This window comes from Hydrogenophaga sp., assembly GCF_026125785.1.
GTDB lineage: Bacteria > Pseudomonadota > Gammaproteobacteria > Burkholderiales > Burkholderiaceae_C > Hydrogenophaga.
The window spans coordinates 1-16,578 of sequence record NZ_JAHCKL010000026.1 but is presented as its reverse complement, the minus strand read 5'-3'; the positions used below and the strand labels follow the sequence as shown (position 1 = coordinate 16,578).

Here is a 16,578-nt window from a genome sequence, read left to right as displayed (position 1 = left end):
AACGCCGCGGAACCGGCTTTGCCGGGCCGCAGCCTCGAAGGGGCGCGCGGCCACACGCAGTGAGCAAGCGACGGAGGTGGGCTTCATATCACCTCGAGTTCCGCGTTGAGCGCACCCGAGGCCTTGATGGCCTGCAGGATGGCCAGCAGGTCCTGCGGCGTGGCGCCCAGGGTGTTGAGCGCGCGCACCACGTCGCCAAGCTGCGGCGCGGTGTCGAGCTGGATGAGCGAGCCCTTGTCCTGGCTGATCTGGATGTTGGCCTTCTCGCTCACCACCGTCTGCCCACCCACCGACAGCGGGTTGGGCTGGCTGATCACCGGCGTGGAGCTGATGCTGACCGAGAGGTTGCCGTGCGAAACCGCGCACGCCCCCAGCGTGACGGCCTGGTTCATGACGATGGAGCCGGTGCGCGAATTGATGATCACGCGCGCGGTGGGCACGGCGGCGTCCAGGCGCACCTCTTCCACGCGCGCCAGGAAGGCCACGCGCTCGCTGGGGTTGGCGGGTGCGCGCAGGCGCACCACACGGCCGTCCAGCGCGCTGGCCACACCCGCGCCCATGGCACGGTTGATGGCGTCGGTCACGCGGCTGGCGGTCTGGAAGTCGCTCGAATTCAGGCCGAGGTCGATGGTCTCGCCCAAGGCAAACGGGGTGGGCACCGCGCGTTCGACCTGGGCACCGCCGGGCACGCGGCCCGCGCTCAGGTGGTTGATCTGCACCTTGCTGCCGCCGGCGGACGCGCCGGCACCACCCACCAGCAGGTTGCCCTGCGCCAGCGCGTAGATCTCGCCGTCGGCGCCGCGCAGCGGCGTGGTGATGAGCGTGCCGCCACGCAGCGACTTGGCGTTGCCGATGGAAGACACCGTCACGTCGATCGCCTGCCCGGGCTGGGCGAAGGCCGGCAACTGCGCGGTCACCATCACCGCCGCCACGTTCTTGAGCTGCATGCTCGCGCCCGGCGGCAGCGACAGGCCCATCTGCTGCAGGTAGTTGTTCATGCTCTGCGCGGTGTACGGCATCTGCGTGGTCTGGTCGCCGGTGCCGTCCAGGCCCACCACCAGGCCATAGCCGGTGAGCTGGTTGCTGCGCACGCCCTGCACGGCGGCGATCTCCTTGACGCGGATGGCTTGCGCCGCGGCGGGCAGCGCCACGGCGAGCGCGGCGCCGGCCAGGGCCAGCGGACGGAGAAATGAGAGAAGGCGGTTCACGGCGGCATTCCTGTAGAGAGCAATTCCTGGTCCATTCTGGGACTTCATCAGAACGGGAGAACGCTCAAAAAGAACCGTGCCAACCAGCCAATTGAAAGCGCTTCGTTCTGCGCACCGCGCCCCCGCGACTCGATGCGCGCGTTGGCCACCTGGGTCGAGGGCACCACATTGCCCGGCTTGATCTGGCGCGGGTCCACGGTGCCGGAGAAGCGCAGCACGTCCACGTTCTGGTTCACGCCGATCTGCTTCTCGCCCACCACCAGCAGGTGGCCGTTGGGCAGGACTTCCTGCACCGTGGTGGTGATGGTGCCGGAGAAGGTGTTGGCGCTTTCGGTGCTGCCGTCGCCCGAGAAGGCGTTGTTGCTTTGCGCGCCCAGGTTGGCGCGGTCGAACGGACCGCCCTTGAAGAAAGGCAGCGCGGAAATGCCGGCCGAGGCATTGCCTTTGCGGTCGATCGAGGCCGAGGACTTCTGGCTCGCCGTCACCCGCTCGGTGATCTGCACCGTCAGGGTGTCCCCGGGCAGGCGCGCGCGCGGATCCTCGAACGCGGGCCGGTAGGTGACGGGCTGGAACAGGCTGCCGCTGGGCGTCGGCGACGCTGGCGCATCCTGCTGCACGTAGTGCACCGGCCGCGCCGGCACCAGGTCCACCTGCGGCGTGCGCTGCAGGGTTTCGCAACCGGAAACAAGCAGCCCCAGGCCCAGCATGGCCAGGAGAAACAGGGGTCGGGTGTTCATACGCATCCTTGGAGAGAGACCTTTTGAGAGGGTGGCGGCCACCGTCATCACAACTGGCTCAGGCGCTGCAGCATCTGGTCGGAGGTCTGGATCGCCTTGGAATTCATTTCGTAGGCGCGCTGGGTCTGGATCATGCTCACCAGCTCCTGCACCACGTTGACGTTGGAGGTCTCGACGAAGCCCTGCATCAGCGTGCCCATGCCGGCCGCGCCGGGCGCGGCGTTCACCGGGTTGCCCGAGGCCACGCTCTCCGCATAGAGGTTCTGGCCCATGGGCTCCAGGCCGGCCGGGTTGATGAAACTGGCCAGTTCGATCACGCCGATCTGCTGCGGCGCGGTGGCCCCGGGCAGCTTGACCGTGACCACGCCGTCGCTGGAGATGGTCAGGCTCTGCGCGTTCGGCGGCACGGTGATGCCGGCGGTGAGCGGAAAGCCGCTGGAGGTGACGATGCGGCCCTGTGCATCGGGCTTGAAGCTGCCGTCGCGCGTGTAGGCGGTGGAACCGTCGGGCATTTCGACCTGGAAGAAGCCGTTGCCGTTGATGGCGAGGTCCAGCGGGTTGTCGGACTGCTGCATGCTGCCCTGGCTGAAGTTGCGCGAGGTGGCCACGGTGCGCACACCCAGGCCCACCTGCAGCCCGGTGGGCAGCTCGGCCTGCTCGGCGCTGTTGGCGCCGACCTGGCGCAGGTTCTGGTACATCAGGTCCTCGAAGACGGCGCTGGCGCGCTTGAACCCGGTGGTGGCCACGTTGGCCAGGTTGTTGGAGATCACGTCCAGCTGCGTCTGCTGCGCCTGCATGCCGGTCTTGGAAATCATCAGCGAATTGATCATGGGGTGCTCCTGGCGGGTTCAGTGCGGTCAGCCGTTCATCGAAAGCAACTGGCTGGCGGTCTTGTCATTGGCTTCGCCGTTCTGCAGCATGCGCATCTGCACCTCGAACTGGCGCCCCACGGCGATCATGCCGATCATGGCTTCCATGGGGTTCACGTTGGATCCTTCGAGCGCACCGTCCTGCAGGCGCGCGGTGTCGCTGGCGGGCAGGGTGTCGCCCTGCGGCGTGCGGAACAACCCATCGGGGCTGCGGCGCAGCGGGTTGTCCGCGTCGGGCACCACCATCTTGATGCGGCCGACGATCTGCGGCGGCTCTTCGCCCACGCGCGTGCTCACGGTGCCGTCGCTGGCAATGTCCACGCGCGCGCCCTCCTGCAGCACGATGGGGCCGCCGTCGCCCAGCATGGGCAGGCCGTCGGGGTTGACCAGGGTGCCATCGGGATTGACCTGCAGCGAACCGGCGCGGGTGTAGGCCTCGGTGCCGTCCAGCCCCTGCACCGCGAAGTAGGCGCTGCCCTGCGCGGCCACGTCCAGGTTGCGGCCGGTGGAGACCACGGCGCCCGGCGCATTGGAGTGCCCGGCGGTGGCTTCCAGCGCGAACACGCGGGTGGAAGCACCGTCGCCGCGCACCGGTACGGCACGGAAGGTGGACAACTCGGCCCGGAAACCCGGCGTGGACACGTTGGCCAGGTTGTTGGCCAGCACCTGCTGCCGGTACTGCGCGGCGTTGGCGCCGGTCATCGCGGTGTAGATCATGCGGTCCATGTCGGGCTCTCCGGTAGGTCACGCGCCATCAGCGCATGTTGAGCAAGGTGCTCATCACCTGGTCCTGCGTCTTGATGGTCTGCGCGTTGGCCTGGTAGGCGCGCTGCGCGGTCATCATGTTCACCAGCTCGGCGGTGAGGTCGACGTTGGAGTCCTCCAGCGCGCCCGAACGCAGGCTGCCGAAGTTGCCCGCGCCGGGCTCGCCGCGCACCGGCTCGCCGGAGGCGTAGGTGGCTTCCCACACGCCACCGCCCGACGGCGACAGGCCCTGGATGTTGCGGAAGTTGACCAGCGCCACCTGGCCAGCGGCGCGCGTCTCGCCGTTGGAATAGCGGCCGGTCACCACGCCGTTCTCACCGATCGACAGGCTGGTGAGCTCGCCGGGGTAGTAGCCATCCTGGTCGAGGTTGTGCACCGAGAAGTCGGTGCCGAACTGGGTGACGTTGGAGAAGTCGAGCGTGACCGGGAAGGTGACGGTGGGATCGTTCGGCGAGGCCAGCGTAAGCGAAGGCGTGGGTGTGATGGACGACTGATCCAGCGTGCCGTCGGTGTTGAAGCGCAGTTCCAGCGGCGGCACGAAGGGCGCGGGCGCGCTGCCGTTGACGCTGGTGTAGACCTCCCAGGTGTTGTTGGCGGTCTTGGTGAAGGCCAGGCCCACTGGCACTTCCACGCCCTGGGCGTCGTAGCCGATCAGCGAGGTGCCATAGGTGGTCAAGGGCGTGGGCGGGGTGACGCTGGAGGCGACCACCGCGCGCGCGTCGAGGTTGAACTCGGCGGTGATGGCGCCGGTCTGGCGCGCCGGGATCAGGCCACCGGTGGGCAGCGACAGCGGCTGGCTCTGGAAGCTCAGGCGGTTGCCGGCCTCGTCGGTCGGGTAGCCCATGAGCTGGCCGCCCAGGGTGTTGACGATGTTGCCTTCGCGGTCGAGCTTGAACTGCCCCGCACGCGAGTAGGCCAGCGTGCCGTTGGGCTGGGTCAGCTCGAAGAAGCCGTTGCCGTTGATGGCCAGGTCCAGGTCGTTGCCGGTGACGGTGATGTTGCCCTGGTTGAACGACTGCGACACCGAGGCCAGCGTCACGCCGATGCCTTTGTTGGAGCCACCCGCGCCGCTGACGGAGCTGGCGTAGATCTCGGCGAACTCGGCGCGCGAGCTCTTCATGCCGACGGTGTTGGCGTTGGCGATGTTGTGGCCGATCACGTCGAGGTTGCGGCTGGCGCTGTTGAGGCCGGAGAGTCCTTGCTGGAAAGCCATGGTGATGTCCTTGCTTGCTGCGTGTGAATGGGGTGGGTCTTACATGAAGGCCTTGACCTGGTCGTAGCTCAGGGTGCGGCCATCCTGGAGCTGCAGGTTCATGCTGCCGTTGGCGAACGCGACCGAAGAGACGGTCAGGCGGGTGTAGGTGGTGGCGGTGACGGGCTGGTCGGCCATGGAGGCGCGCACGCGGAAGCCGGCGACCTTGGAGAGGTCGACGTCCTCGCCGGCCCAGTTGAAGGCATGCTGGCCGGCGCCGAGCGCGCCGAAGTCCAGCGTCTCGACGATCTCGCCGTTGGTGCCCATGATGTCCACGTACACCTGGTCGGCGGCGGTCTTGAGGTTCATGGCGCCCCGGCCCACGTCGCCGGCGAAGCCCAGCTGGCTGCCCTCGATGAGCGCCTCGCGCCCGATCAGCGAGGTGCCCTGCAACTGCTGCATGGCGCCGAACTGCGTGGCCATGCCCTTCAGTGTCGCGTTGAGTTCCTGGATGCCGCTGACCGTGTTGATCTGCGCCATCTGCGTGGTCATCTGCGCGTTGTCCATCGGGTTGAGCGGGTCCTGGCTGTTGAGCTGGGCCACCAGCAGCTTGAGGAAGCGGTCTTGCGAAGCCTGCGGATCGGTGGCGTTCTTCGCGCCGGTCCCGGTGGTGCTGCCCACGGTGCTGCCGAGGGTGCTGGTGTCGATGGGGGTGATGAACATGGTCGGGGTCCGTCAGGAAGAGAGAGGGAAACGCTCACTGGCCCATCTGCAGGGTCTTGAGCAGCAGCGACTTGGCCGTGTTCATGACCTCGACGTTGTTCTGGTAGGAGCGCGAAGCGGAAATCATGTTGACCATCTCCTCCACCGGGTTCACGTTGGAGTGGGTCACGTAGCCCTCGCCGTCGGCGCTGGGGTGGCTGGGGTTGAACTCGCGCCGCCCCGGCGTCTGGCTCTCGGTGATGTTCTGCACCTTCACGCCAGCGTTGCCCGCGCCGTCCATGGGCACGGTCTGGAACACGATGTGGCGCGCCTTGTAGGTCTGGCCGTCCGGCCCGGCCACGGCGTCGGCGTTGGCCAGGTTGCTGGCCACCACGTTGAGGCGCTGCGACTGCGCGCTGACCGCGCTGCCGGAGACGCCGAAGATGGAAAACATGGACATGGCTGGCTTCCTTTCAAACAGGCGCCGTGGGAGACAGCGCCAACCAGGAACACCGCGCGGCTGGCTGGACCAGGCCGCTGGTGTGGCCTCCCTTCAGGGGGGAGGCGCCGAAAGCGACGCGGAGGCTGTTCATATCTACTGCCCGGTGATGGCGGACAGCATCGTCTTGACGTGCCCGTTGATGAAGCGCAGCGTGGACTCGTAGCGCACGCTGTTGTCCACGAAGTTGGCGCGTTCGCGGTCCAGGTCCACCGAGTTGCCGTCCTGGCTGGGCTGGGTCTGCACGGTGTAGGCCAGGTCCGGGCGCGGCGCGCCGGCGGTGCCGCCGCCCAGTTGCATGTGGCGCGCGTCGGTGGCCTGCATGGCGCCAGAAACACCGCCGAGGCCGCCCGAGGCGTTCTTGAGCGCCTGCGAGAAGTCGAAATCCCGCGCCACGTACCCCGGTGTGTCGGCGTTGGCGATGTTGCTGGCCAGCACCTGCTGGCGCTGCGAGCGCAGCAGCAGCGCGTTGGCGTGGAAATCCAGCCGGGCGGTCATCTGTTCAAACATGGGCAACTCCTCCAGCGGGGTTGTCGGGGACCGGCGCGGGGCCTCTCGGGGAGGCCCTGGGACCGGGGCTTGGAGGAATTATGGAAATCTTGAGGGTGGGCAATGAGCCGAACAAACGCCGCTTTGCAAGCCATTTCCCGGCTTTGCCCCGGCCCAACCGCTCCTACAGTGGCTGCCTGGAACACCTGCCCGGAGACCGCCGCCATGCCCCTGCTCCTCATCCACCTGCTTCGCGCGCGCCTGCCCGCACGCCTGCGCTGGCTGCTGTTGCTGACCCTGCTGCTCGGCCTGGGCGCTGGCGCCCGCGCCGACGGCCCGACGCCGCAGACCCTGGAACAGGCGGCGCGCGACTGGATCCAGCCGGCGCTGGCGGCCCTGCCTGCGAGCGGGGCGGCGCCCCTGCGCACCGAAGTGGAGATCGGCTCGCTCGACAGCCGGCTGCGCCTGGCGCCCTGCGACCGGGTGGAGCCTTACCTGCCCCCGGGTGCCCGCCTCTGGGGCCGCAGCCGCGTCGGCCTGCGCTGCGTGGAGGGCGAACGCCGCTGGAACGTCTTCCTGCCGGTCACCGTCAAGGCCTTCGGCCCGGCCTGGGTGCTCAAGCGCCCGGTGGCCGCTGGCGCCACCCTCACTCAAGAAGACGCCGAACTGGCCGAAATCGACTGGGCGGCCCACCGCGCCGCCGTGCTGGCCGTGCCCGGGCGCTGGGTCGGCCTGGAAACCGCCTTCCCGCTGACCCCCGGCCAGGCGCTGCGCGAGCACATGGTGCGCCCGCAGAAGGCTTTCGAAGCCGGCGCCGAAGTGCGCGTGGTGGCCAGCGGCGGCAACGGATTTCAGGTCAGTGCCACCGGCCAGGCCCTCACCACCGGGCTGGTCGGCCAGAACGCCCGCGTGCGGCTGCCGGGCGGCAAGGTCGTCAACGGCCTGGTGCAGCAGGACCAGACCGTCGAGTTGGCTTTGTGAACCGGACGTCTCCCGGCCACCCCCAGGCGTGACCGATGGCATGAAACTGCACCACAAATATGCCTAAAGTCTGCCTAAACCAAGTCGATAGTTTCATGACATCGCCCTGAGTACAGGGTCTGGAGCGTGAAATGAAAGTCGAATCTTCTTCACCCGATTCCTATATAGGATCCGTCGCCGGCGGCCCCCAGAAGGCCGCCGAGAAGCCGCTCGCGGGTGCCGGAGCCGCGGCGCCGACGGCAGCGGCCGGCCAGCCCCCGGCGGGCGGCGTGACCGTGACCCTCTCCTCCTCCACCGTCTCGGCCATGGGCCCGGGCAGCGGCAGCGAGGTGTTCAACGCCGAAAAGGTCGAGGCCATGAAACAGGCCATCGCCAACGGCACCTTCCAGATCAACCCCGAGGCGATCGCCGACAAGCTCCTGGCCAACGCGGCCGAGATGCTGCAAGGCGCCCGCACCTGACGACCCCTCCGGAGCGCCCACCATGAACCAGCCGCCTGCAGCCACGACGACCCCCCACCCCTGGATCGCCAGCCTGCAGGCCAACCTGGACGCGCTCCAGAACGCCTTGCTCCAGGGCGACGCCAGCGGCGTCGAGCAGGCCAGCGCCGCCATGCAGGCCGTGCTCCAGCAAGCCCCCAGAACCAGCGAATTCGCCGCCCCCGGCAGCACCCTGCGCAGCGACATGCACAGCGCCGCCCAGCGCTTCGCCCAGCTCCGCCAGGCCGTGCTGCGCGCCAGCGCACAGACCCAGCGCGGCGTGGACACCCTGCTCCCCCAGATCGCGCTGCAGCAGCCCACCTACGGCCGCATGGCCGCCAGCCGGCCCCTGGCCAGCGGCGGCGCCAGCCGGGGGTTCCTGCGGGCCTGAGCAAGCGCCCCTCTCTTTTTTTTCCGCCTCCCCATGAAAACGGCCCCTTTGCAGGGGCCGTTTTTGCTTTCCACGACCGCATTGCATATGAGGGGGTGGGGTGTTTGGGGCGCATGAGGAGTGGGCGAGGGCTTCGACAGGCTCAGCCCGAACGGAGGAGGGACTCAGCCCGAACGGTAAGAGAGGTTCAACCCGAACGGCAAAGAAGGCTCCGTCCGGACGGAAGTGGGGTCCGGTCCGGGCAGATCTCTCCCGTCCCGTTCGCCCTGAGCCTGTCGAAGGGCTCGCGAAGGGCTGGCGTGAGGGCTTCAGCCCTCCAGCCCTTTGAATCCCGGGACAGGCCAAGCTCCACCCCCACGGCATGGGGGCCACCTCAACGGAAGCGGCCAGGCCGGCCTCGGGTTCGGTTTGAACCGGGTCGCGCCCCTTGGAGGGCGCTCTACTTGTTCTGCTGCACCCACCGGTTGAACGCGTTGAACAGCGGGTAGCGGGCGTTCTGGTCGGTGACGCCGGCCCAGACGAAGTCCATGTGCACTTCGGCGACGAACACCTCGTCCAGGGTGTCCGGGTTGCTGGCCACCAGTTGCAGGTAGGGCTTGTTCTGGCGTTCCACGCGTTTGAAGTGCACCCACAGGAAGGGTTTGTAGGCGCGGTAGAGCTTGCTCAGGCCGATGGGTTCGTTCAGGCTGGGCACCTGTTCCTGCAGGCGGTTGCTGATGACGATCTTCTGCAGGTCGTCGTAGCTCACCACCTGGTCGAAGTAGCCGAACATGCGCAGTTGGTCGACGCCGTAGTTGCCCAGGCCGGAGACGAAGGCCATCTGCTTGTGCCGGGGCAGGTCGAACTTGTGCGACGTGACCACGGTGGCTTCGGTGACGGTGCCCTTCTCGGACACCAGGCGACCGGTGTTGGGGTCGACGGCAGCGACCTGGCGCTGGGTGCCGCAGGCGGCGAGCAGGACGACGGAGGCAAGGGCGATGGCGAACAGGCGCAGGCGCATGGAGACCTTCTCGGGGTGGGTGGAGTGAAGGGGGCGAACGGGCAGGCGGGCCGGCCAGCCCGCTCGCCGGATTATGCGACGCGGCGTTCTTCGAGCGCCATGCGCACCGCCAGCGCCCCAAGCACACCGCCCATGACGTAGCGCTGCACCGCGAGCCAGCCGCGGTGGTGCTGGAACCACGCCGCCAGGCGCGCCGCGGTGAGCACGATGGACAGGTTGATGGAGAAGCTGAGCACGATCTGCGTGACGCCGAGCACCACGCTCTGGGCGAACACCGAGCCCTGCGCCGGAGAGACGAACTGCGGGAAGATCGCCAGGTAGAACACGGCGATCTTGGGGTTGAGCAGGTTGGTGAGAAAACCCATGAGGAACAGGCGCAGGGGCGGGTCCTCCGGCAGGTCGCGGGTCTCGAAGGGCGACTTGGCGCCTGGCCGCACGGCCTGCCAGGCCAGGTACAGCAGGTACAGGGCCCCACCCCACTTCAGCAGGTCGTAGGCCAGCGGCACCGCCATGAAGAGGGCGCTCAGGCCGACGGCGGCGGCGAACATGTGGACCAGGAAGCCCGCCACCACGCCCAGGAGCGACACCACGCCTGCCCGGCGCCCCTGGCAGATGGAGCGCGAGAGCAGGTAGATCATGTTGGGGCCGGGTGTGAGCGTGACGAGCAGCGCGGCACCGGCGAACAGCAGCCAGTCGTGGAAAGTCACCATGGAAGAAGCGGCTCCGGGTGGGGTGGGGTGGGACGATCTCCATCGTAGCCCACCCACGCCGGAGCGCGCGCGCTCAGTGTTCGCGCATCTTGGCGCGCAGGCGCGCGATGGACTGGCTGTGCAACTGGCAGATGCGCGATTCGGTGACGCCGAGCACGGCGGCGATTTCCTTGAGGTTCATGTCGTGCTCGTAGTACATGCTCATGATCTGCTGTTCGCGCTCGGGCAGCATCTTGATGGCGGCCACCAGGGCCATGCGCATGCGCTGGTCCTGCAGCACGGCGGAAGGGTCGGCTTCGTGGTCGCCCATGTGGCGGTCGAGGAAACCGTCTTCGTCGTCGCCGTTGCCGCTGATGTCTTCCAGGTAGACGAGCTGGGTGCCGCGCACCTTGGCCAGCAGGGCCTGGTAGTCCGCCAGGCTCATGCCCATCTCCTGCGCGATCTCGCTTTCGCGCGGGACGCGGTGCAGTTTCTGCTGCAGGCGGTTGACGGCCTGTTCGATGTCTTTCTGGCTCTTGCGCGAGCCGCGCGACATCCAGTCGCCGTCGCGCAGCTCATCGATCATGGCGCCGCGGATGCGCTGGCTGGCGAAGGTTTCGAACTGCACACCCTGTGTCGGTTCGAAGCGGGCGATGGCCTCGGTCAGGCCGATCATGCCGACCTGGATCAGGTCATCGAGCTCCACGCTGGGCGGCAGCTTGGCGATCATGTGGTGGGCCAGGCGGCGCACCAGCGGGCTGTACTTGCGCAGCTGGTCGTCGCGGTCGAGGGTGCCTTTGGCGGTGTACATCTTCAGCTCCAGAGAGGTTGGGCCGCACGCGCCCGGCCCGCTTGCCATGCCGACGGCCCCAGGCCGAGGCGACTGTCGTTCGCGGATGCCAGGCGCGGGCGCTCGATGGCGCCGGCCTGCACACGCTGGGCCCAGCTCGCGGCGGGCCATGTTTCGGGTTTGAAGCCGAGGTGCCGCTGCGCGGTCTCGGCCACGGTGCTCACCACGGTCTGCAACGCGGCCGGCGCGCCGCTGGCCAGCGGCGCCAGCACCGGCGCCAGGCCCGCGCCGTGCAGCAGCTTGACCGAGCCGTAGGCGTCGATGCTGGACTGCGGCTGCTCCAGCACAGGCACCAGGGCGCGCGCGCGCTGGCCTGGCAGCAGATCGGCCAGGTCGAAGGCAGAGGCGAACAGCAGCACCAGCACACCGGGGGCGAAGGGGGCCAGCAGGCGCGTGAGCGCGTTTTCGGCACCGGCGGCGTGCGCGGTTTCGCGCAGTGCGCGCAGGCCTTGCGCGCCGGGCATCACCAGCCAGTCGCCGCCGTCGCTGGCGTGCTCCAGACCGGCCACGGAGGGGTCCTGCAGGGCTTGCAACAGGCCGGGGGCCGGGTGCGCGCGCGGCGTCTCGCTGGCGTTGGCGTCCACCACCGCGACGGCGCGGCCCTGCGCGGTGAGTTCGCCGGCCAGGGTGCACAGCCATTCGTAGGCGCGCGCCGGCTGTGCCGGGCTGGCCACGGGCATGAGGCAGGGACTGGCGGACGCGGCTTCCGCGCGCAGCCCGGCGGCCTGGTCGAACCCGGGTTCAAACATGCGCACCTCCGAGCGAGAAGCCACGGTCGGCGCTCGATGCCGCGAAGTAGAAGCCCATGTCGGTGGACAGGGGGTCGTAGGCGGACTTGGCCTGGGCGCCCATGGACTGGCGCACCAGCGCGCCCGCGTCAGGGGCCTGCCAGTCTTCGGGCACGCGCTGGCCGTTGGCCACGCCGCGCAACGTCACCTGGTGGCGGATCAGCGCGTCCAGCGCGGGCCCGAGCTTGACGGCCTCGTCCACCTTGGAGAGCACCACGCCGTGCAGCGTGCTGGCCTTGAACGAGGTCAGCACCTCATCCAGCGTGTCGCCGTGCGCGCCGGCATTGAGCACCAGGGTCTTCTTGACCGAAGGCATGTTGAGCACGTCCAGCATGTCCTGGATGCGCTGGTCGCGCTGGCCCAGGCCGGCGGTGTCGATGATGACCAGGCGCTTGCCGGAGAGCAGGTTGAGCAGGTCGACAAGCGCGGCGCGGTCGTGGGCCAGGTGGGCCACCACGCCGAGCATGCGGCCAAAGGCGCGCAGTTGTTCAAAGCCTGAGACGCGGTAGGCGTCCAGCGTGATCAGGCCCACGCTGCCTTCGCCGTACTGCTTCACGCACTGCGCGGCCAGCTTGGCGGCGGTGGTGGTTTTGCCCACGCCGGTGGCGCCGATCAGGGACACCACGCCGCCCTCTTCGCACAGGCCGGCGCCGGACGCGGTCACCTTGAGGTTGCGGGTGATCACGTCCATGAGCCAGCGCACGGCTTCTGGCGCGGCGGCATCGGTGGGCACGCGTTCGAGAACGGCGCGCGAGATCGCGGGCGAGAAGCCGGCGCGGATCAGCTTGAGCATCAGGTTGGACTGGATCGGGTTCTGGCGCGAAGAGCCGAGCCAGGCCAGCGTGTTGAAGCGCTCCTCGATCATGTCCTTGAGGGCCGAGAGCTCCACCGCCATGCGGCTGTCCTCGTGGCTGCCGAAACGGGTGGGCGGCGCCGTGTCTTCCCAGGCCGGCTGCTCGCTCTGGCGCGTGCGGATGGCCTGCTGCGGGCGGCGCGGCGCGGCCTGCTCGGGTTCGTTGAAGCGCTGCACCGGCACCTGGATGGGCTCGGCGGCAGGCAGGGGCATGGGGGCGGTGGCCTGGCGCGGCGCGGGCGCCGGCTCCTCGCTGGCGACCGTGCCACCACCCAGGGCGGCGCGGCGCTTCTTGAGCATGCGCTCGCGCACATAGTCCTGGAACGACAGCGTGCTCATGGCCATGGTCTCGGTGTCGCGGGCCACCGTGTCGGCGGCTGCGGACGCGCGGCCCTTGCCAGCGGCTGCGGCGGGAGCCGGCTGCTGGCGCGCCTCGGGTTCCGCCAGGGAGGCCAGGCTTTCCTCGGCGGCGGCCATGACCTCGAAACCCTCCGCGGTGGAGCGCGTGGAGAGGATGACGGCGCTGTCGCCAAAGGACAGCCGCGCCTTGGCCATGGCCTCGCGGGAGGTGGGAGCGATGAAACGCTGGATGTTCATGGTGTGTGCTTCTCCGTGCTTCAGGACGCAAGCTCGCCCAGGATCGGGCCGATGCGGATGAGGTGGGTTTCAGGAATCTCGCTGTGCGCCAGCACCTGCAGGCGCGGCGCGGCGCGGCGCAGCAGGCGCGACATGGCGTTGCGGATGGCGTCGGGCACCAGCAGGCAGGCGGGCACGCCCTTCTCTTCCTGCCGGTTGGCAATGTCGGTGGCGGACTTGCTCAGCATCTCGGCCACGCCGGGGTCGAGCGCGCCGTTGGCGCCGCTGGCCAGGGCCTGCATCAGCAGGCGCTCCAGGCCGGGTTCGATGGCGATGACCTCCAGCTCCTTCACCGGGCCGTAGATCTGCTGCACGATGGCCGGCGCCAGCGCCATGCGCACGCGGCGCGCCAGCTCGACCGGGTCGGTGGTGGCGGTGGCGTGCTCGGCCAGGGATTCGATGATGGTGCGGATGTCGCGCACGTGGACCGACTCTTCCAGCAGCAGCTGCAGAACTTTCTGGAAGGTGGCGACGGGAACCATCTTGGGCACGACTTCTTCGATCAGCTTGGGGGCCAGGCGGGTCACGTGTTCGACCAGGTCCTGGGTCTCCGTCCGGCTGAGCAATCGCGCGGCCTGGACTTGCATCAAGTGTGAAAGATGCGTGGCCAGCACGGTCTCGGAATCAACCACCGTAAAACCGGCCATTTGCGCGCTCTCGCGCTGCTTTTCCTCGATCCAGTGCGCGGGCAGTCCGAAGGCCGGGTCGGTGGTGGGCGTGCCGATCAGCGGCGTGCCGATGCCACCGGGGTCGATGGCCAGGAACATGCCGGGGAAAACCTCGCCCTCGCCCACCACCACGCCACGCAGCGTGATGCGGTAGGCGCTGGGGCGCAGTTCCAGGTTGTCGCGCACGTGCACCGCCGGCGGCAGGAAACCCACCTCCTGCGCGAACTTCTTGCGCACACCCTTGATGCGGGTGAGCAGGTCGCCCTGGCGGTCCTTGTCCACCATGGCGATCAGGCGGTAGCCCAACTCCAGGCCCAGCAGATCCACCGGCTGCAGGTCGTCCCAGGTGGCCTCGCCATCGCTCTGGGGTGCGGGTGCCTCGGCCACCGGCTCGGGCTGGTTCTCCACCTGGCGACGCCACCAGGCCAGACCGCCGAAGGCCGCGGCGAAGAGCAGGAAGAACAGGTGCGGCATGCCCGGCACGATGCCCAGGACCAGCAGCACGGCCGCCACGATGCCCATGACGCGGGAGGACAGGAACATCTGGTTCATGACCTGGACACCCAGGTCTTCGTCCTTGCCCACGCGGGAGACCACCATGGCCGCCGCCACCGAGATCAGCAGCGAGGGAATCTGCGCCACCAGCGCATCACCCACGGCCAGCAGGATGTAGCTGTCCGCCGCCTGGCCCAGAGAAAGGCCGTGCTGCAGCATGCCCACGGCCAGACCGCCGATGACGTTGATGATCAGGATCAGGATGCCGGCGATGGCGTCGCCACGCACGAACTTGGCGGCACCGTCCATGGAGCCGAAGAAGTTGGACTCTTCCCCCACCTCGGCGCGGCGGCGTTTGGCCTCCTTCTCGTCGATCAGGCCGGCGTTGAGGTCGGCGTCGATCGCCATCTGCTTGCCGGGCATGGCGTCCAGGGTGAAGCGGGCCGAGACCTCGGCGATGCGCTCCGAACCCTTGGTGATCACCACGAAGTTGATCACCACCAGGATCACGAACACGATGAAACCGACCGCGAAGTTGCCGCCGATCAGGAAGTGGCCGAAAGCCTCGATCACCTGGCCGGCCGCGCCCGGACCGGTGTGGCCCTCCAGCAGAACCACCCGGGTGGACGCCACGTTGAGCGAGAGGCGCAGCAGCGTGGTGAGCAGCAGCACCGTGGGGAAGACCGAGAAGTCCAGCGGTCGGCGCATGTAGGCCGCCACCATCATCACCACCAGCGCCAGCGCGATGTTCAGGGTGAAGAAGGTGTCCAGCAGCCAGGTCGGCAGCGGCAGCACCATCATGGAGAGGATGGTGATCACCAGCATGGGCGCGGCCAGGCCGCCGGCCCAGCCGGCGTTGCGCTGGAGCCATTGCTGCAGGGGTTGCAAGGCGTTCATTCAGTCGCTTCCTTGGCCACGGTGGGCTTGAAATGGGGATCGAGTTCGGGCGGCACCTGCGGCGTGGGCATCTCGCCCGGCATGGCGCCATGGCCGCGCAGCGCGGCCTTGAGCTGGTAGACGTAGGCCAGCACCTGGGCCACCGCCGTGTACAGCGCGGAAGGGACTTCGGCATCGATCTCGGTGTGCGCGTACAGCGCGCGCGCCAGCATGGGCGACTGCAGCACCGGCACCTTGTGGGCCTTGGCAACGTCGCGGATCTTCATGGCCACCAGGTCGGTGCCCTTGGCGATCACGCGCGGCGCGTTCATCGTGGCGTCGTCGTAGCGGATGGCCACCGCATAGTGGGTCGGGTTCATCACCACCAGGTCGGCGCGCGGAACGGCGCTCACGCTGTTGCGCTGGGCCAGTTCGCGCTGGCGTGCCCGGCGCTGGGACTTGACGTGCGGGTCGCCCTCGCTCTCCTTGTGCTCGCGCTTGACTTCGTCGTGCGACATGCGCAGGCGCTGGTGGTGCAGGAATTTCTGCGCCGGCACGTCGATGACGGCGAAGAAGGTCACCACCAGCAGCAGCAGGCCCACGCCCAGCGTCATCCAGTTGCCGAGCTGGCCCAGGGCGGACTCCAGCGGCTGCATGACCAGGGTGCCGAACAGCTCGACATGCGAGCTGATGAACTGCCAGGCGACCACGCCGACCACCGCCGTGATGCCGGCCAGCTTGGCGGTGTCCACGAGCTGCTGCTTGGAGAACAGGCGGCCGATGCCGGCGAAAGGGCTCAGGCGGCTGAGGTCGGGGGTGATGGGCTTGGTGCTCAGCGCCCAGCTGCCGGAGGCGAAGATGGCGGCCAGCGCGATCGCCAGCACCAGCACGCCCAGCGGCAGGTAGAGCATCAGGCCTTGGGAAAAGCCCTCCACCAGGCGCTGCAGCACCAGTTCGGGCTGCTGCAGGGCACGGTGGTCGAACTTGAGTTGCGCGCGCAAGGTGCTGCGCAACTGCTCGAAGCCCATGGGCGCCAGCACCAGCAGCGCCACCGCGCCGCCGCCCAGCACGGCGAGGTTGGACAGGTCCTTGGAACGCGCGACCTGGCCATCCTGGCGGGCCTTTTTCAGGCGCTGCGCGGTAGCGGGTAGGTTCTTGTCCTGACTGGAAGATTCCATGGCTCGGGTTGCATCGATCGATGAACCCGATTCTGGAAGTCAGGGGGAAAAACTAAAGGGCGATAAGACGGGGGCTTGGGGTGCTTTTCTTTTCCCACTGGCCGTTGTTGCCTGTGGCTTCTGGTGGGGTGTTTCTTTTTTATTCATAGACCGTTGCCCCCCCTATCCCCCCCCGCCCCTTTCCGCCCCCCGCCGGGGCGGAAAGGGGCGCCTTGGATTTGGTTTCTTCACGC

18 protein-coding genes are annotated in these 16,578 nt (G+C 68.5%); 3 read left to right on the top strand and 15 right to left on the bottom strand.

What is annotated here, in order from left to right; translation table 11 throughout:
- Window positions 1-83: 83 nt before the first annotated feature.
- The 8 genes from KIT53_RS18085 to flgB all read right to left on the bottom strand — a co-directional run bounded on the left by KIT53_RS18085 (window position 84) and on the right by flgB (window position 6,482).
- Window positions 84-1,208: a flagellar basal body P-ring protein FlgI gene (locus KIT53_RS18085; protein WP_297755627.1), complete on the bottom strand. Its 1,125-nt coding sequence runs from the start codon at window positions 1,206-1,208 to the stop codon at window positions 84-86.
- A 47-nt stretch (window positions 1,209-1,255) separates the two neighbouring features.
- Window positions 1,256-1,951 (bottom strand): flagellar basal body L-ring protein FlgH, encoded by a 696-nt coding sequence (locus tag KIT53_RS18080; RefSeq protein ID WP_297755624.1) that lies wholly within the window; start codon window positions 1,949-1,951, stop codon window positions 1,256-1,258.
- 41 nt (window positions 1,952-1,992) lie between these two features.
- Complete coding sequence (gene flgG, locus KIT53_RS18075) at window positions 1,993-2,775, bottom strand: flagellar basal-body rod protein FlgG (protein WP_297755621.1); 783 nt, start codon at window positions 2,773-2,775, stop codon at window positions 1,993-1,995.
- A 27-nt stretch (window positions 2,776-2,802) separates the two neighbouring features.
- Window positions 2,803-3,540, bottom strand: coding sequence for a flagellar basal-body rod protein FlgF (gene flgF / locus KIT53_RS18070; protein WP_297755618.1), 738 nt, complete (start codon window positions 3,538-3,540; stop codon window positions 2,803-2,805).
- A gap of 28 nt (window positions 3,541-3,568) precedes the next feature.
- Window positions 3,569-4,792: a flagellar hook protein FlgE gene (flgE, locus tag KIT53_RS18065; protein WP_297755615.1), complete on the bottom strand. Its 1,224-nt coding sequence runs from the start codon at window positions 4,790-4,792 to the stop codon at window positions 3,569-3,571.
- 39 nt (window positions 4,793-4,831) lie between these two features.
- A complete protein-coding gene (locus tag KIT53_RS18060) occupies window positions 4,832-5,494 on the bottom strand; it encodes a flagellar hook capping FlgD N-terminal domain-containing protein (RefSeq protein ID WP_297755613.1) in 663 nt (220 codons plus the stop codon).
- 34 nt (window positions 5,495-5,528) lie between these two features.
- Window positions 5,529-5,933 (bottom strand): flagellar basal body rod protein FlgC, encoded by a 405-nt coding sequence (flgC, locus tag KIT53_RS18055; protein ID WP_297755610.1) that lies wholly within the window; start codon window positions 5,931-5,933, stop codon window positions 5,529-5,531.
- Window positions 5,934-6,068: 135 nt separating this feature from the next.
- Window positions 6,069-6,482, bottom strand: coding sequence for a flagellar basal body rod protein FlgB (gene flgB, locus KIT53_RS18050; protein WP_297755608.1), 414 nt, complete (start codon window positions 6,480-6,482; stop codon window positions 6,069-6,071).
- Between the two features lie 204 nt (window positions 6,483-6,686).
- On the opposite strand from flgB, the gene flgA reads away from it, so the two are divergent.
- The 3 genes from flgA to KIT53_RS18035 all read left to right on the top strand — a co-directional run bounded on the left by flgA (window position 6,687) and on the right by KIT53_RS18035 (window position 8,312).
- A complete protein-coding gene (flgA, locus tag KIT53_RS18045) occupies window positions 6,687-7,442 on the top strand; it encodes a flagellar basal body P-ring formation chaperone FlgA (protein ID WP_297755607.1) in 756 nt (251 codons plus the stop codon).
- Window positions 7,443-7,573: 131 nt separating this feature from the next.
- Window positions 7,574-7,903: a flagellar biosynthesis anti-sigma factor FlgM gene (flgM, locus tag KIT53_RS18040; RefSeq protein WP_297755605.1), complete on the top strand. Its 330-nt coding sequence runs from the start codon at window positions 7,574-7,576 to the stop codon at window positions 7,901-7,903.
- A gap of 22 nt (window positions 7,904-7,925) precedes the next feature.
- On the top strand, window positions 7,926-8,312 hold the full coding sequence (locus KIT53_RS18035) for a hypothetical protein (protein WP_297755602.1): 387 nt from the start codon (window positions 7,926-7,928) through the stop codon (window positions 8,310-8,312).
- A 439-nt stretch (window positions 8,313-8,751) separates the two neighbouring features.
- On the opposite strand, the gene KIT53_RS18030 is transcribed toward KIT53_RS18035, so the two are convergent.
- The 7 genes from KIT53_RS18030 to KIT53_RS18000 form a co-directional block, all read right to left on the bottom strand.
- Window positions 8,752-9,312: a hypothetical protein gene (locus KIT53_RS18030; RefSeq protein ID WP_297755599.1), complete on the bottom strand. Its 561-nt coding sequence runs from the start codon at window positions 9,310-9,312 to the stop codon at window positions 8,752-8,754.
- A gap of 71 nt (window positions 9,313-9,383) precedes the next feature.
- Complete coding sequence (locus KIT53_RS18025; protein WP_297755597.1) at window positions 9,384-10,022, bottom strand: LysE family translocator; 639 nt, start codon at window positions 10,020-10,022, stop codon at window positions 9,384-9,386.
- A 73-nt stretch (window positions 10,023-10,095) separates the two neighbouring features.
- On the bottom strand, window positions 10,096-10,812 hold the full coding sequence (locus tag KIT53_RS18020; protein ID WP_297755594.1) for an RNA polymerase sigma factor FliA: 717 nt from the start codon (window positions 10,810-10,812) through the stop codon (window positions 10,096-10,098).
- A 2-nt stretch (window positions 10,813-10,814) separates the two neighbouring features.
- Window positions 10,815-11,600, bottom strand: coding sequence for a hypothetical protein (locus tag KIT53_RS18015; protein ID WP_297755592.1), 786 nt, complete (start codon window positions 11,598-11,600; stop codon window positions 10,815-10,817).
- On the bottom strand, window positions 11,593-13,089 hold the full coding sequence (flhF, locus tag KIT53_RS18010) for a flagellar biosynthesis protein FlhF (RefSeq protein WP_297755589.1): 1,497 nt from the start codon (window positions 13,087-13,089) through the stop codon (window positions 11,593-11,595). Before flhF ends, KIT53_RS18015 begins: the two co-directional genes overlap by 8 nt.
- 20 nt (window positions 13,090-13,109) lie before the next feature.
- Window positions 13,110-15,188: a flagellar biosynthesis protein FlhA gene (flhA, locus tag KIT53_RS18005; RefSeq protein ID WP_297755586.1), complete on the bottom strand. Its 2,079-nt coding sequence runs from the start codon at window positions 15,186-15,188 to the stop codon at window positions 13,110-13,112.
- A complete protein-coding gene (locus KIT53_RS18000; protein WP_297755583.1) occupies window positions 15,185-16,345 on the bottom strand; it encodes an EscU/YscU/HrcU family type III secretion system export apparatus switch protein in 1,161 nt (386 codons plus the stop codon). Before KIT53_RS18000 ends, flhA begins: the two co-directional genes overlap by 4 nt.
- Window positions 16,346-16,578: the final 233 nt, after the last annotated feature.

Excerpts from the sequence above, each read along its gene's own strand:
- KIT53_RS18080 (WP_297755624.1), bottom strand. The coding sequence starts at position 1,951 with ATGCGTATGAACACCCGACCCCTGTTTCTCCTGGCCATGCTGGGCCTG.
- flgG (WP_297755621.1), bottom strand. The coding sequence starts at position 2,775 with ATGATCAATTCGCTGATGATTTCCAAGACCGGCATGCAGGCGCAGCAG.
- flgF (WP_297755618.1), bottom strand. The coding sequence starts at position 3,540 with ATGGACCGCATGATCTACACCGCGATGACCGGCGCCAACGCCGCGCAG.
- flgE (WP_297755615.1), bottom strand. The coding sequence starts at position 4,792 with ATGGCTTTCCAGCAAGGACTCTCCGGCCTCAACAGCGCCAGCCGCAAC.
- KIT53_RS18060 (WP_297755613.1), bottom strand. The coding sequence starts at position 5,494 with ATGTTCATCACCCCCATCGACACCAGCACCCTCGGCAGCACCGTGGGC.
- flgC (WP_297755610.1), bottom strand. The coding sequence starts at position 5,933 with ATGTCCATGTTTTCCATCTTCGGCGTCTCCGGCAGCGCGGTCAGCGCG.
- flgB (WP_297755608.1), bottom strand. The coding sequence starts at position 6,482 with ATGTTTGAACAGATGACCGCCCGGCTGGATTTCCACGCCAACGCGCTG.
- flgA (WP_297755607.1), top strand. The coding sequence starts at position 6,687 with ATGCCCCTGCTCCTCATCCACCTGCTTCGCGCGCGCCTGCCCGCACGC.
- flgM (WP_297755605.1), top strand. The coding sequence starts at position 7,574 with ATGAAAGTCGAATCTTCTTCACCCGATTCCTATATAGGATCCGTCGCC.
- KIT53_RS18035 (WP_297755602.1), top strand. The coding sequence starts at position 7,926 with ATGAACCAGCCGCCTGCAGCCACGACGACCCCCCACCCCTGGATCGCC.
- KIT53_RS18030 (WP_297755599.1), bottom strand. The coding sequence starts at position 9,312 with ATGCGCCTGCGCCTGTTCGCCATCGCCCTTGCCTCCGTCGTCCTGCTC.
- KIT53_RS18025 (WP_297755597.1), bottom strand. The coding sequence starts at position 10,022 with ATGGTGACTTTCCACGACTGGCTGCTGTTCGCCGGTGCCGCGCTGCTC.
- KIT53_RS18020 (WP_297755594.1), bottom strand. The coding sequence starts at position 10,812 with ATGTACACCGCCAAAGGCACCCTCGACCGCGACGACCAGCTGCGCAAG.
- KIT53_RS18015 (WP_297755592.1), bottom strand. The coding sequence starts at position 11,600 with ATGTTTGAACCCGGGTTCGACCAGGCCGCCGGGCTGCGCGCGGAAGCC.
- flhF (WP_297755589.1), bottom strand. The coding sequence starts at position 13,089 with ATGAACATCCAGCGTTTCATCGCTCCCACCTCCCGCGAGGCCATGGCC.
- flhA (WP_297755586.1), bottom strand. The coding sequence starts at position 15,188 with ATGAACGCCTTGCAACCCCTGCAGCAATGGCTCCAGCGCAACGCCGGC.
- KIT53_RS18000 (WP_297755583.1), bottom strand. The coding sequence starts at position 16,345 with ATGGAATCTTCCAGTCAGGACAAGAACCTACCCGCTACCGCGCAGCGC.